The following is a 12,563-nucleotide window of genomic DNA, read 5'->3' on the forward strand; positions in this document are numbered from 1 at the left end:
AGATAAATATTATGTAAAAAAAGGAGCCGATCCTTCCCATATCAGTCTTAGGGCAACAAGAATGAGGACCAGTCTGAGAAGAAAAACAATGGACTCACTGTTAAGTCTTTGATTAAGGTTTGCTCCTATTTTTGCTCCAACCCATGCTCCCGCGGTTAAAAGAAAGACGTAAAGCCATTCAACATTACCCATTGCCACATGGGTAATTGAACCAGTAATCGCGGAAAGAAAGATCATAAACATGGATGTAGCCACAGCAACGTGAGGAGGGAAAAGAAAAATCATAATCATTACCGGAACCATAATTGTTCCGCCGCCAATACCAAACAACCCTGATACTCCCCCAACAAAAAAGCAATAGGTATCGCTACTTTTAAGCTGTATCCATATATAGTTTTTTCTCCTGTATCACTTTCCCATTCCCTTTGGATGGACTGTTTGAGTGGGAAAGGCTTTAAGCGATGACGAAGCATCAGGAGAATGGATATTCCTAAAATAAAAAATCCAAAAATAATAGAAAAGCCTTCAAAATCAAAAAAACTATTCACATACGCCCCAAGAATTGCCCCAGGGCCGCTGCCCATAAAAAATAAAGGCCGCTTTTGTAATCAACTTTTTTTTGCTTCATGTAAGCCAGGGTAGAAGAAAGTCCTGTTGCTAATACAACGACCATTGACGTTCCTACAGCCAGCTGAGGACTTATTTCGGGAATAATCAATGTATATGTACCTAAAAAAGGAGTGCTGGTACAATAATCAGCCCTCCCCCAATACCTACAAGACTTGCCAACACTCCTGCCAGCAGTCCGATAAGTAATAAGATAATTATCATTGCCATCAATCATACACTTCCTGTCTTTATAATGGGAAAGTCACCATTTTTTTCGTTTCTTTCTATATTGGATGCATTTTAACTTTTTTGCAAATGATTTAAAGATTTAGATTTCGTTTTGTTTGACCTATTGATTCTCAATCATGTAATTCTAATCACTTCAATTTTTTGAATTAAATGTACCTTGACTGTTTTATAATTTTTTCAGAATATTTAGTTGACACCAAAAATTGAAGCGGTTACAATTAATCTGTGTTTTTGAATGCGTATTCAAAAGTGTGACTGTGTTTTAATATCTCCTACCGTTGCATAAACAAAGCAAAACTGAAAGTTTAAAACTCATATCTTCCATTTGCCTTTTTTGAATGCGTATGCATATCTCAGGGGGGTACTTTTTGCAAAAAAGCTTGTTACAAGCATTGCAAATGACCTAGATGCATAGAGGTTGGACAAGTGTTAACCAATGACATCTAGATAATTCAATTTAATCATATACCATACGGAGGTCAACGATTATGGATACGGACGCTAAGGCGTGAAATACACAGTGGGGAAATGAGTGAACTAAAATGATAATCATTAAATATTAGGGGTGAAAACAATGACCACATGTGAAGGGAGCCTGTCAAAAACCACAATGAGCAAGTCATCGATCATTATACCTGTTTATAAGGCCCATCACTTACATGCTGAAAAACTTGAAAACAAGAAATGGATAACTGAAAGAATTATTCCCCTTTACTATCCATACAACTTTCAAAAGTGGGAGGTTCATTATAAATCTTTTTTTAAAAAGCCAAAGCTTGAAAAAAGAGTTGTTGCTTCTAATTTAATTAAAGGAGATTCTTCATTTGCGGATGAATGGCCTTCCTTCTCACTGGGTGAAGTCAAAGAGAATCAAATTATCCCAAGCAAAGTAGAAAAAAGCACATATCTGGCTAGTTCCCGGGAATGGTAAGGCGTTTCTACGTCCACTATGCGAGAGTTTGGAATGTGCCGAGGTGGAGTTGATAGAAGAAAAAACAGCCTATCTGCCTTATGAAGTATATCTGCAAAAGCATACAGGAAAGAATCAAACAAGAACAATGCTGTATGAGCCTGTTTCCGGACATGCAGAGAATTTGGATAAATATCCAGAAATTCATTCATTCTTTACTACGATAAGGGAGGATTAAGATCATGACTATGCTCTATTGGATTGTCACTCTCACTCTATCTACCTGGATCTTTATGTTTGTTTTATTATGGAAAACAAACCTGCTCGATGAAGACGAAAAAAAATAAAACACAGCACATCTAAAGGAGGTTATGCACCATGGACAGTACGATCGTTATGTACTCCTGGATTTTTATGGTTTTCTTTATAGGAGTCATGTTATATTTTGGGTGGGTCGGCATGAAAAGGACTGATAACGCCGATGATTTCGCAACAGCCCGTTCAACTTATGGCCCACTCACCATTGCATTAGTTATAAGCGCAGGTATTTCCAGTGGTTCTACCTTTATGGGAATGCCGGGCCTTGCATACGATATCGGGGCACCAAGCTTATGGTATCCCCTCTTGTACCCTATCGCCACTATTATAGGTATGGTGTTTGTGGCTAAAACTATTAAACGTTTTGGAGACCAGTTTGGTACAAGGACAATCCCTGAATTTATGGGTGAACGATTTAACAGTGATTTCTTACGAATTATTTTAACTGTTATTTCAATTTTATTAATCTTTTATGTTGTATCCCAATTTGTTGCCGCAGCAACCATGTTCCAAACTATGATGGGAATTGATTATGGTGTTGGCTTGATATTAACAGGGATCGTTCTTTCTGTTTACGTGTTCTTAGGCGGCTCTCATTCTGATATTTTAACTGATGCCATTCAAGGCTTTTTAATGCTTATTATTGCCGTAGTAGTCGTTGTCGTTTTTGTAATGGGATACGGTGTTGATGGCGGTTTTTCTGGTATGATAGATACAATAAATGAGAGAAAGCCTGAAGGCGGCTTTGATACTTTATTTATCCCTGGGCATGATACATATGGCGCTGCATGGCTTGTCATTCTTTTATTCATTGCCCATATACCTTTTAGTATTCTTCCTCATCTAGGAAACAAATTCATGGCTGTTAAATCAGGAAAAGATTTAAAGAAACTGATTATGTACTGTACAGTTATCGCCACTACTCTTCCATTAATGGCATTAGGTGGAATGCTTGGAATCGCTGTGATCGACCGGGAGCTAATATTAATCCTGACCAGGTGGTTCCAGTCCTGTTTAGTGAATTATTTCCGCCAATTATTGCAGCCTTTTTCGCTATTGCAGTTCTTTCAGCCATTATGTCAACATCTGACGGTTTAATCGTTTCATTAACACAATTACTTGCCAACGATATTTACAGAAAAACAATTGTACCAAGAAGCAATATTACAACTGAAAAAGCTGAAAAGGTAGAACTGATGATCAGCCGTTACGGAACCTTCGTAGTCATTGGTGCTGCGATCTGGATGGCATGGACACCGCCGCAATACCTGGCAGTATATCTATGGATCGGGATCGGGGCGATTGTTTCTGCTACTGCAGGGCCGCTTGTTATCGGTACTCTATGGAAAAGAGCAACAAAATCAGCTGCCATTATTTCTATGCTGGTTGGTACTTCTACCTACTGGATCGTCTACCTTGGTGTAGGACTCGACAACCCATTTGCCGCAGCTGGTATCGGAGTGCTTGTCAGCTTGACTCTTATGTTTGTTCTGTCTCTTGTCACTCCAAAACCGGCACAGCACGAGATTGATCGTGTCTTTAACCCGGGCAAAACAGAATCTTTATAGAGAGGAATTTGATTATGCATCAGTTTGTCTCTCCTATTAAAATATTATCTGGAGAAGGAGTTTTAAAGAATATTCCTCAAGAGCTTCAAAACTTTAACGCAGGTAACGTAATGATTTTTGCTGATCCTGGAATCATACAGGCAGGCATTTTAAGCAAACTGGAAGACGTGCTGAAAGATGCGAAAGTCTCCTACTCTATTTTCAGCGACCTAGTACCAGAACCGCCACTTGAAACAGGAAGAGAAGCGGTACAAGCATTAAAAGAAAGCAATGCCGATTTTGTGATCGGCATTGGAGGGGGAAGTTCCCTGGATGTTGCCAAAGCCGCCGCTGTCCTCTACGGCAATGAAGGAGAGCCGGGGGACTTCCTCAACCTTACCGGCAGCCGCGAGCTTGAAAACAAAGGGCTTCCTAAAATGCTTATCCCTACTACCTCAGGAACCGGGGCAGAAGTGACCGATATCTCTGTTTTTTCCTTAGAAAAAACAAAAGACGTTATTACTGACCCACTATTGTTAGCCGACGTGGCCGTATTAGATCCTGAACTCACGTATACAGTTCCGCCAAGAATAACAGCCTCTACAGGTGTTGATGCGTTAACTCATGCTGTAGAAGCCTATATTTCAGTTAATGCCACCCCCTTAACAGATTCGCTGGCTCTTGAGGCGGTTAGGCTGATTTCCAGAAATATTCGGACCGCCGTGTGGCATGGCAGTCACGAAGAGTCCAGAAATAAGATGGCGTGGGGAAGCCTTCTCGCTGGATTAAGCTTTTATAATGCTGGTGTATCGGGAGTCCACGCGTTGGCTTATCCATTAGGCGGACTGTATAAGATCCCCCACGGGGAATCAAATGCTGTCATGCTTCCTTATGTATTTGATTTTGTTTGGCCATCATGTATGGAAAAAATGACTGACCTTGCAGATGCATTAGGCGTAGACGCTTCACTATTAAGTACCCGAGAGGCCGCTGTGTCAGCCGTTCAGGCTCTGCAGGAGATCGTAAGAGATACAGGTATTCCTCAAACACTTGATAGGTTTGGAGTAAAAGAAGAAGACATACCTTTACTCGCTGAAGAAGGAATCAAGCAAAAGCGGCTGCTTCAAAGAAGCCCAAGACCCTACAGCCAGAATGATATTTTTCAAGTCTACCAGGCAGCCTACTTTGGTGAACTTTCCCTTGGGAAGTAAAAGCAAAAATTTACGAGAAAGCGGGGTTTCCTGCTTTCTCGATTACGTTTCTATCAGTGAAGAACATCGCTTTCCATTCTACAATTGACGGAACAAAATATTATGTATATTTTCCCAAGAAGATATTGACATATTTTCTAAACCTATTAAACTATAATAGTATAGGATTTTACATACCCCATTTAGGAATCTTTGTTCGACGACAAAGTAAAAACCCCTGCCGACAAACTGGCAGGGGTTTTTCTTATCTCTTATACTCCTCTTTCACATTGTCTGCACGTTCCTCCCACTCTATCGTTTTCTTTCCGATAAAAACCATGTGAGTAAAGCTAACATAATCTGACTGCCACTTACTTATTTTTGTCATAATGAACTCACACACCAAATAAGGAGGAATTATCGAAACATGAAACTGTCGGACTTGAAAAAGAGTGGACACGCCCCTTCGTTGTTTTCGGCCTTTTTGTACTTTGACATTAGCTTTATGATCTGGGTTTTATTAGGTGCTTTAGGAGCCTACCTGACAGCAGATTTTAACTTAACAGCAGGACAAGTCGGGCTTATTGTTGCGATCCCTATTCTAGCAGGATCGGTGTTCCGAATTATTATGGGTATTCTCACAGACCGCTTCGGTCCTAAAAAACAGCCATCGGTGGAATGATTGTAACAATGATACCTTATTCTGGGGATGGCTGTTTGGCTTTACAATTGCTGAATTGTACATGATTGGTATCCTGCTTGGTGTTGCTGGAGCAAGCTTCTCTGCTTCTCTTCCAATGGCAAGTCGCTGGTATCCTCCTCAACTGCAAGGTTTGGCAATGGGGATAGCAGGAGCAGGAAACAGTGGTACCCTTCTTGCTACATTGTTTGGTCCACGTCTTGCAGAGCTGTACGGCTGGAATGCTGTATTTGGTTTAGCACTTATCCCTTTAACTCTGGTTTTGATTTCATATATGTTTATCGCTAAAGAACCTCCTAATCAGCCAAAGCCAAAGCCTGTCTTAGATTATTTTAAAGTACTTAAGGAAAAAGACGCCTGGTATTTTTGTATCCTTTACAGTGTAACGTTTGGCGGGTTTGTCGGGTTGTCCAGTTTTTTAAGCTACTTCTTTGTTTCCCAATACGACTTAGCAGCTGTTCGTGCCGGCGAATTTGTAACGCTGGTCGTTGCTGCGGGAAGCTTCCTGCGTCCAGTTGGCGGATTGATTGCTGATAAAATCGGCGGTGTAAAGTTATTAACCTTCCTGTTTGTAGGGGTAGCAATCTGTATGCTCGGTGTCAGCTTCCTGCCTCCTTTAGCATTAGTAACATTGTTGCTCTTTGTTGGTATGGGATGTTTAGGAATGGGCAACGGAGCAATTTTCCAGCTTGTTCCTCAGCGCTTTCAAAAAGAAATTGGCATGGTAACAGGCATTGTTGGGGCTGCAGGCGGTGTTGGCGGCTTCTTCCTTCCAAATGTTCTTGGTACTTTGAGAGACCTTACTGGGACGTACGCCAGCGGCTTCATTGTTCTATCACTCACAGGTCTGTGTGCCCTTGGACTTCTTTTAATTGCACAGGCTGGCTGGAGAAGAGAATGGAAACTTGAAGGAAAATCTGTACAAATATAATCCTCTCTTCTTAATAAAGAAAGGCTGAATGTTGGTTCTCCTTCATTCAGCCTTTTTTGCTATTATTATGTTGGTTTTATTTCTTCTTTAATTCCCTTTCTTCTTCTTAACTTAATCTTTGGCAGTTTGCCGCCGGTAGGTTCTGGTTTTACTTCTCCTTTAAAGGCTTTCAACATGGAAAACGTCATGAAAAATAATATGATAGTTAAAGGAAAAGCGCTGACTATAATCGCAGTCTGCAATCCTTCAAGCCCTCCCGAAGCCATAAGCACTGCTGCCGATGCAGCTAACACAAAACCCCAACTGAACTTTACAACGTTTGGAGGGTTAATCCCTCCATTTGTTGTTTGCATTCCAAGCACAAAAGTAGCTGAATCAGCGGAGGTTATAAAGAATGTACTAATTAAAAATACAGTAATTATGGCCAGAATGGCTCCCAATGGAATTTGTTCATATACAAAAAACAAAGCGGTCTCCAGAGCCTGCTCAGAAACAGGAAGGCCCATTGTGTATTCATAGAATATCCCTGTACCCCCAAATACAGCAAACCAAAGAGTACAAACAACAGCAGGAATGATCAGCACCGCCACCACGAATTCTCTAACCGTTCTTCCTTTTGATACCCTTGCAATAAACGTTCCTACAAACGGTGCCCAGGCGATCCACCAAGCCCAGTAAAAAATGGTCCACCCTTGAAACCACTCGGCATCCCCTTCATTAAAAGGAGCAAGCCTAAGTCCCATGGCGGGAAGGTTTTGGATATAGCTCCCAAACGTGGTTGTAAACAGTTCCAGAAGAAATACCGTTGGACCGAGAAATAACAGGGCAAAGAACAATATTACTGCCAGAACCATATTCGTGTTGCTTAAATATTTAATTCCTTTTTTGATTCCAGTGCCTGCGCTAAAAATAAATAATAAAGTAACAACCGCAATAATAATCAGTTGTATCGTAAAGTTATTAGGGATACCTGTAAGGTAGCTCAATCCACCGTTTATTTGAGCAGCCCCTAACCCCAAGGAAGCACATACTCCAAATATGGTGGCAAATACTGCTACAATATCAATAATGACGCCAATTGGTCCTTTTACTCGGTCCCCAAGTAGTGGATATAGTGTAGAGCTAATTAACCCAGGGTATCCTTTTCTAAATTTAAAATAAGCAAGTCCAAGGGCTATCGTGGCGTATATGGCCCATGCATGAAATCCCCAATGCAAATATGTATACTGAAGACTCATGATTGCTGCGTCATCTGTTCCTCCCGCTATCATAGGCGGACTGACAAAGTGTGAAATCGGTTCAGATACCCCAAAAAATAACAGTCCTATTCCCATTCCTGCACTAAATAGCATGGCGATCCATGTTGGGCGGCTGAACTCTGGTTTGTCTTCATCTTTTCCAAGCTTGATCTTCCCGTACTTGCTGATGATTAAATAAAGAGCAAATAGTAAAAAGAATGTTGCTGCTATTTGATAAAACCAGCCAAAGTTCTCCAGGAAAAATGCAAGGGCTGTATCCATGGCGGCTTCTAGCTGACCTGGCAAAATAACACCCCACAACACAAAACCAAGCGCAATAACCATTGATATCCAAAAAACGCTTGTTACTTTAGACATTACAAAGCTCTCCTTTCATCCTCTTCCCTAGCGTTTGATTATTAAGAAGAGCTTATACATGCATATATATTTTTTTCCATGTAACAAAAATATGATAATTTTATGTGTTGAAGCTGAAAAGAAGAGGAATAGAAAAAAAGCAGTCCATATTATTGGGGTGAGTGGTTTTGAGACAGGAATTTTTAAAACAGTACGGCAAGTACCTTGTGACAATCGGTATTTTGATTCTTTTATTTATGGTGTTAACACAGCTTTTGGCAAGTGAACTAAACCCTAATCTACTTCAGCAATTTGACTTTGCAATCATTACCTGGGTTCAATCATGGATTACACCACTTTTAACAGACTCATTTAACGCGATTACTTATTTGGGATCTGTTCAAGCTTTGATCATTTTGGTGATAATTACGTCACTTATGTTGTTTATTTTTAAGAAGACCTGGGAAGGTATTCTTTACATCTTTACCGTCGCAGCGGGTGGAGGACTCAACTGGCTGCTAAAATGGATTATTCACAGAGAACGTCCGGACATCAACCCCCTTGTAGTGGAGTCTGGATACAGTTTTCCGAGCGGACATGCGATGATGGCTATCATTGCATACGGAATGCTGGGATACTATTTTGTTTTGTTTCTTCAAAGTAAAGCAGCCAAGTCAATAACAGTCATTGCTTTCACTATCTTAATATTCCTCATTGGTCTAAGCCGTATCTATTTAGGGGTTCATTACCCAGTGATGTAATTGCCGGATATGCTGTCGGCGGTGCATGGCTTGGTGCTTCTATCATTGCTTTAGAAGTCCTTTTGCGCAGAAGAGAGAGTTCGAGACATTCAGCAGAGAGATCAGTCATCCCACCAGGATAATTTTTTAATAAAAAGGATGGGCCGTGGTTTATTCACTCATGGCCAATCCTTTTTACTTACCCGCCTGAAAGAAACAAAACCCCGTACGCAATTGAAATAACAATAACGATAGCAGGGTGAACCTTCCATTTCTCCAATAAAAAATAACTTCCGACAAGCAAAATAATAGTATGAAGGATACCGCCGCCTTCTACAGAACCAGCTAAAAATTGAATAGTTAATATTCCCAGTAAAACGGCAATGACCGGCCGCACATATTGCGTCAGTCTTTTTACTTTTGGTGAATCCTTATGTTTATATAGCAATCCAACCAAGGCAATCATCATGACAAGAGAAGGGGCAATGGTTGCAAATAAACCAACTCCGGCACCTAGCCAGCCTCCTACCTCATACCCAATGAATGCTGCCATTTTTGTAGCAATAGGACCTGGGAGGGCGTTACCGATGGCAAGAACCTCACTAAACTCCTGAACGGTCATCCACTCATACCGTTCCACTACCTCATATTGTATGAGCGGAATGGAGGCCGGACCGCCGCCGTAACCTAATATTCCCGGAAGGAAGAAGGCTATAAAAATTTCTACATATATCATTCTTCTTTTCCTCCTTCCCTGCCCTTAATCTTCTTCTCTAAAGGGTCTCGTTTAATCAGAGCAGCAATAATTAAAATGACAATAAGAATAGCTGGATGGAAATCAAACACGCCAATGATAACTATCCCAATAAGCAACAGTAGTCCTGCGAACTTCCACCCTAAATCTGAGTGGGACTTAGTGACAAAGTTTTTAGTCAGTACAGCCATCATCACTGTCACTACAGGGAGAACACCATTTGTTAAGCCTGTTACCCAGGGAGCATCCTGAAAATTTGCAAGAGCCGCAAAAAAAGCAATCATCATTAATGCAGTAGGCATAACAATGGCAATCACTCCATTTATTGCTCCAATAACACCACCGACAGAAAAACCTATGTATCCAGCAAGCTTCGTTACTATCGGACCTGGCAGTGTATTTCCCAACGCTAATATATCTCCAAATTCATCTTCAGACAGCCATTTGTAATGATCCACAACTTCTTTATAAACGAGTGGGATAGAAGCAGGTCCGCCCCCATAGCCAAGGATTCCCACCCGGAAAAAAGCGAGGAATATCTTCATTTGTAGCAACTTTCTCACTCCCCTTTTTCTTGATGTTCTTTTGTACTCATAGTAGCACATTTAACCTAACTTATGTATATTTATATTTACCAATCCAAACATTATGGTAATTAAATTTATATTTTAATTTCTTTTTGATAATTCTCTTGTTATACTGTTTATACTATTTGTTATTGGAAATTGTTGTTATGCTGCAGTAACCCCAGCTTAGCTTTGTACTGCTCTTTTACCCTAAAGAGCAACTCACTTCACTTGTTTTCCAAGTGCCGTCAGCTTTGTCAAAACCCTATTACCTTGCAGAAATGTAGGTGAAAATCATGGAATTAGATTCGATTGATAAAAAAATATTAGAATGCCTGATTGAAAATGGACGTATGTCTTATGTCGATATTGGCAAGCGCTTAAATATATCAAGGGTTTCCGTGCGTGACCGTGTGCAGGTTTTACAGGAAAAAGGAGTGATTGAGAAGTTCAGTGTCGTCATTAATTCTGAGCTTGCCGGCAAAGCTGTTTCCGCTTTTTTTGAAGTAGACTGTGAGCCTTCCCACCTTGTATCGGTCGCAGAAGCTCTTGTTGAAAACCCCAGCGTAGCCAGCTGCTATCAAATGACAGGTCCGAGCACCCTTCATATGCATGTGTTAGTCGAAAACTTCACCCGGCTTGAACAATTTATTAATGAAGAATTATATGAATTAAACGGAATTACAAGGGTCGAGAGCCATATATTATTACGAAGGTTTAAAAGCAGGACAGGACTTAAATTATAAAAACAAGGGATGTAGAGGAAAAAATACCTACATCCCTTGTTTTTTATTCATCGTAATCCTTTGGATAATATTGTTGATATTGCTTAAAACTACAACTGATAATTCTGGCTGGCAGGAGAGGATGACAGTGAAAATTACTTCAGTAAGAAAAAAGCTGAAAAAACCAGAAAGCAGTCAACAGTCCTCTGATGATACTAACAATTTATCTACCTCTCTTGATAAAAATGTTCAAACTATAACTGAAGCTTTAGGATCAAGCGCTGATATCATTTTTAGGCACTTCACCTTTAAAAAAGGCTATCATATGAAGGTTACGGTAATTTATACGGACGGGTTGATCAATGATAACACCGTCCAAAACAACATTTTGGATAATTTAATGGTAGAAACTAAGAAAACTTCTTCCATTCCGCCTCATGTGGACCTGTTTGAATACTTGCACCATTCTTTCCTAAGAAGCGGCGAGCTAGATATTGTTGAAAATTTTGACGACCTTTATAATAACGTTCTTTCAGGAAACACACTTATTCTCTTAGACCATTATGCTAAATGTTTTGCTATTGATACTAGAGGCTGGCAGGAACGCGGGCTTGAAGAACCGACTACTGAAACAGTTGTCAGAGGGCCAAAAGAAGGTTTTAACGAAACGTTAGAAACAAACCTGGCGTTGATTCGGCGTCGTATTAAAGATCCTAATCTTTGGATAGAAAAAAAAATAATCGGAAAAAAATCTCAAACAGATGTAGCTATAGTGTATCTCAATAATGTGGTCAGTGAAAACGTTGTACATGAAGTAAAAACGAGAATAGATGGAATTAACATTGATGCTGTCATAGAAAGCGGACAGTTGGAGGAATTAATACATGATGGCTATTACACACCTTTCCCTACGATCTACAACACTGAAAGGCCCGATACTGCCGTTGCAGGCTTATTAGAAGGCAGGGTTGCTATTGTTGTAGACGGGACTCCATTTGTTCTATTAGTGCCTGCCCTATTCACTCAATTTTTTCAATCACCACAGGATTACTATTTTCAATTCGATATTTCTTCATTTTTACGAATCTTGCGCTATGTATCCTTTTTTCTATCCTTATTAGTTCCGTCTGTTTACATAGCCTTAACTACCGTTCATCAGGAAATGCTCCCTACCCCGTTGTTAATCACACTTACGGCCCAACGGGAGGGTGTTCCCTTCCCCGCTGTGGTGGAAGCTTTCTTAATGGAATTAACCTTTGAAATATTAAGGGAAGCCGGAGTAAGAATGCCGAGAGCCGTAGGATCAGCCATTTCCATTGTAGGGGCTCTCGTCATTGGGCAAGCAGCTGTTGAAGCAGGATTCGTGTCTTCAGCTATGGTGATTGTCGTAGCAATCACAGCAATAGCTAACTTTATCATGCCAAATTACAACATGTCGATTCCGGTACGGCTATTACGGTTCGCTTTTATGATCATTGCTTCCGTGCTAGGCTCATAGGCATTCTCTTTGGGTTAATTGCGTTAACCATTCACTTATGTAAGCTTCGATCCTTTGGTGTTCCTTATATGGCACCTTTAACTCCTTTACAGGGAGAAGAGCAGAAAGATACAATCCTCCGCCTGCCATGGTGGACATTAAAGACACGTCCTGGCTTTATGTCGAAGAAGAATGTGTTAAGAAATGAAACACCAAAACCCCAGCCTGAATCACCTAGTAATTAGAAGCAAT

The 12,563-nt window shown here is 40.5% G+C and carries 11 protein-coding genes and 3 pseudogenes; 9 read left to right on the forward strand and 5 right to left on the reverse strand.

Annotated features, from left to right (window positions below; all coding sequences use genetic code 11):
* Positions 1–9 precede the first annotated feature (9 nt).
* Positions 10–837: pseudogene (locus JCM19033_RS19005) on the reverse strand (sulfite exporter TauE/SafE family protein).
* Between the two features lie 595 nt (positions 838–1,432).
* On the opposite strand from JCM19033_RS19005, the gene JCM19033_RS19010 reads away from it, so the two are divergent.
* The 5 genes from JCM19033_RS19010 to JCM19033_RS19020 all read left to right on the forward strand — a co-directional run bounded on the left by JCM19033_RS19010 (position 1,433) and on the right by JCM19033_RS19020 (position 4,844).
* The gene (locus tag JCM19033_RS19010) at positions 1,433–1,789 is read left to right on the forward strand and encodes a hypothetical protein (protein WP_054637486.1); all 357 of its coding nucleotides are present in this window, start codon (positions 1,433–1,435) and stop codon (positions 1,787–1,789) included.
* Between the two features lie 28 nt (positions 1,790–1,817).
* Positions 1,818–2,006: a hypothetical protein gene (locus JCM19033_RS23790; RefSeq protein WP_198153576.1), complete on the forward strand. Its 189-nt coding sequence runs from the start codon at positions 1,818–1,820 to the stop codon at positions 2,004–2,006.
* A 140-nt stretch (positions 2,007–2,146) separates the two neighbouring features.
* Positions 2,147–3,184, forward strand: a complete 1,038-nt coding sequence (locus JCM19033_RS19015) for a sodium:solute symporter (RefSeq protein WP_269758400.1) — start codon at positions 2,147–2,149, stop codon at positions 3,182–3,184.
* A complete protein-coding gene (locus JCM19033_RS26605) occupies positions 3,085–3,654 on the forward strand; it encodes a hypothetical protein (RefSeq protein WP_269758401.1) in 570 nt (189 codons plus the stop codon). The genes JCM19033_RS19015 and JCM19033_RS26605 overlap by 100 nt, the downstream gene beginning before the upstream one ends.
* Positions 3,655–3,668: 14 nt before the next feature.
* Positions 3,669–4,844 carry an iron-containing alcohol dehydrogenase gene (locus JCM19033_RS19020; RefSeq protein WP_054637487.1) on the forward strand — a complete coding sequence of 392 codons (1,176 nt, stop codon included), beginning with the start codon at positions 3,669–3,671 and terminating at the stop codon, positions 4,842–4,844.
* Between the two features lie 244 nt (positions 4,845–5,088).
* Here JCM19033_RS19020 and JCM19033_RS26610 read toward each other — a convergent pair whose 3' ends face one another.
* On the reverse strand, positions 5,089–5,211 hold the full coding sequence (locus JCM19033_RS26610) for a hypothetical protein (RefSeq protein ID WP_269758402.1): 123 nt from the start codon (positions 5,209–5,211) through the stop codon (positions 5,089–5,091).
* 39 nt (positions 5,212–5,250) lie between these two features.
* On the opposite strand from JCM19033_RS26610, the pseudogene JCM19033_RS19025 reads away from it, so the two are divergent.
* Positions 5,251–6,454 (forward strand): annotated as a pseudogene (locus tag JCM19033_RS19025) (nitrate/nitrite transporter).
* Positions 6,455–6,519: 65 nt separating this feature from the next.
* On the opposite strand, the gene JCM19033_RS19030 reads toward JCM19033_RS19025, so the two are convergent.
* Positions 6,520–8,070, reverse strand: a complete 1,551-nt coding sequence (locus JCM19033_RS19030; protein WP_054637488.1) for a BCCT family transporter — start codon at positions 8,068–8,070, stop codon at positions 6,520–6,522.
* A 167-nt stretch (positions 8,071–8,237) separates the two neighbouring features.
* On the opposite strand from JCM19033_RS19030, the gene JCM19033_RS19035 reads away from it, so the two are divergent.
* Positions 8,238–8,810 (forward strand): phosphatase PAP2 family protein, encoded by a 573-nt coding sequence (locus JCM19033_RS19035; protein ID WP_157049974.1) that lies wholly within the window; start codon positions 8,238–8,240, stop codon positions 8,808–8,810.
* Positions 8,811–8,988: 178 nt separating this feature from the next.
* Here the strand turns inward: JCM19033_RS19035 and JCM19033_RS19040 are convergent, their stop codons facing one another.
* A complete protein-coding gene (locus JCM19033_RS19040) occupies positions 8,989–9,525 on the reverse strand; it encodes a chromate transporter (protein ID WP_054637490.1) in 537 nt (178 codons plus the stop codon).
* A complete protein-coding gene (locus tag JCM19033_RS19045; protein WP_054637491.1) occupies positions 9,522–10,097 on the reverse strand; it encodes a chromate transporter in 576 nt (191 codons plus the stop codon). Before JCM19033_RS19045 ends, JCM19033_RS19040 begins: the two co-directional genes overlap by 4 nt.
* A 308-nt stretch (positions 10,098–10,405) precedes the next feature.
* On the opposite strand from JCM19033_RS19045, the gene JCM19033_RS19050 reads away from it, so the two are divergent.
* Both JCM19033_RS19050 and JCM19033_RS19055 read left to right on the forward strand, forming a co-directional pair.
* Positions 10,406–10,855, forward strand: coding sequence for an Lrp/AsnC family transcriptional regulator (locus tag JCM19033_RS19050; RefSeq protein WP_054637492.1), 450 nt, complete (start codon positions 10,406–10,408; stop codon positions 10,853–10,855).
* Between the two features lie 121 nt (positions 10,856–10,976).
* Positions 10,977–12,556, forward strand: a pseudogene (locus JCM19033_RS19055) (spore germination protein).
* Positions 12,557–12,563 lie beyond the last annotated feature (7 nt).

It is taken from the genome of Thalassobacillus sp. C254 (assembly GCF_001310615.1).

Excerpts from the sequence above, each read along its gene's own strand:
- JCM19033_RS19050 (WP_054637492.1), top strand. The coding sequence starts at position 10,406 with ATGGAATTAGATTCGATTGATAAAAAAATATTAGAATGCCTGATTGAA.
- JCM19033_RS19040 (WP_054637490.1), bottom strand. The coding sequence starts at position 9,525 with ATGATATATGTAGAAATTTTTATAGCCTTCTTCCTTCCGGGAATATTA.
- JCM19033_RS26610 (WP_269758402.1), bottom strand. The coding sequence starts at position 5,211 with ATGACAAAAATAAGTAAGTGGCAGTCAGATTATGTTAGCTTTACTCAC.
- JCM19033_RS19030 (WP_054637488.1), bottom strand. The coding sequence starts at position 8,070 with ATGTCTAAAGTAACAAGCGTTTTTTGGATATCAATGGTTATTGCGCTT.
- JCM19033_RS19015 (WP_269758400.1), top strand. The coding sequence starts at position 2,147 with ATGGACAGTACGATCGTTATGTACTCCTGGATTTTTATGGTTTTCTTT.
- JCM19033_RS19020 (WP_054637487.1), top strand. The coding sequence starts at position 3,669 with ATGCATCAGTTTGTCTCTCCTATTAAAATATTATCTGGAGAAGGAGTT.
- JCM19033_RS19010 (WP_054637486.1), top strand. The coding sequence starts at position 1,433 with ATGACCACATGTGAAGGGAGCCTGTCAAAAACCACAATGAGCAAGTCA.